This window comes from Acidovorax sp. HMWF018 (assembly GCF_003061035.1).
Lineage (GTDB): Bacteria > Pseudomonadota > Gammaproteobacteria > Burkholderiales > Burkholderiaceae_C > Acidovorax > Acidovorax delafieldii.
Window position 1 is genome coordinate 1 of the sequence record NZ_QAIM01000331.1, and the last position, 1,295, is coordinate 1,295.

At 70.0% G+C, this 1,295-nt stretch carries 2 protein-coding genes; both read right to left on the bottom strand.

Features of this window, described 5'->3' with window-relative positions:
- The coding region (locus DBR23_RS12420; protein ID WP_233250426.1) for a pseudouridine synthase at positions 1-301 on the bottom strand (301 nt) is incomplete at its 3' end.
- Positions 302-389: 88 nt separating this feature from the next.
- Positions 390-1,295 (bottom strand): M23 family metallopeptidase (locus tag DBR23_RS12425; RefSeq protein WP_233250427.1); only part of this gene is annotated, 906 nt, incomplete at its 5' end.

Here is a 1,295-nt window from a genome sequence, read left to right on the forward strand (position 1 = left end):
GGGTGGGGCCGTCGTTCAGCACCACGCCGCTGCGCAGCGCGGCCAGCGCAGCCTCATTGGGGATGCCCTCCACCTGCACCCAGTAGGTCTTCTCCATTTTGAAGCGCGGGTCGGCAATGCGGGCCTGTTGCTTGCCGTCGTTGGTCAGCAGCAGCAGCCCTTCGCTGTCGGCGTCAAGCCGCCCGGCCACGTACACGCCGGGCAGGTCGATGTAGTCCTTCAGGCCCTGCCACTTGCCCTCGGGCGTGAACTGGCTCAGCACGCCGTACGGTTTGTTGAAACGGATCAGGCGCGGGGTCATGGGGTCGGTTTCAAGCAAAAAGGGCCGGATGCGCTAGTGCAATATGCACTGGGTGCTATCAAATGCATAGTAATGAAGCCCTGCGCCATCAGGCCGGCACGAACAGCGCCGGGTCCACCATGGTGCGGTTCAGCATCACGCCCCAGTGCAGGTGCGGGCCGGTCACGCGGCCGGTGGCGCCCACCTTGCAGAACGCGTCGCCCGCCTGCAGCACATCGCCCACACGCACCTCCATGCTGCTCAGGTGGCAGTACATGGTGAGCAGGCCCTGGCCGTGGTCCAGCCACACCGTGCCGCCATTGAAGAAGTAGTCGCCCACGTCAATCACCCGGCCCGGCAGCGGCGCCACGATGGGCGTACCGGTGGCGGCGGCAATGTCCATGCCGCTGTGCGGATTGCGCGGCTGGCCGTTGAACACGCGGCGCAGCCCGAACGAGCTGGACCGCCGCCCCGGCACGGGCACGCGCATGCGCAGCGATGCCAGCGCCACGCCGGCGGGCTGCTCGGTGAAGGTGGCCATCACCTGGGCCTGGTGGTCGCGCTCGCGCTCGTAGCGGGCCTGGTCCTCGGGCGAGAGGTCCACCGTGCGGGGCGACACCTTCAGGTGCTGCTCCTTGTATTGCTTGGGGGCCACGCTGTAGTGCACCAGGCGCGGGCTGCCGCCGCCTTCGGGCAGCACGCTGATGAAGGCATCACCCGGCGCCGCCGCCAGCGGAATGCCCACGATGGCCGTCCACTCGATGGCATCGCCCACCACGCGCAGCGGCACATCCACCTCGCCCTGGCGCACCTGCGCCACCGGCCGCGTGGCCGCCGGGCCCAGCGACAGCCGTGCCACGCCGCCCGGCACCTGCAGCGCCTGGGGCCACACCGTGGGCGCGGGTGGCACAGGCTTGGCATGCAAAGGGGCCACCAGGGCAGGCTGCACGAGCAGGCCCGCCGTGCCGATCAAGGCGCTGCGGCGGGTGATGGAGAGGGCGGGGCGGGCGGAAGC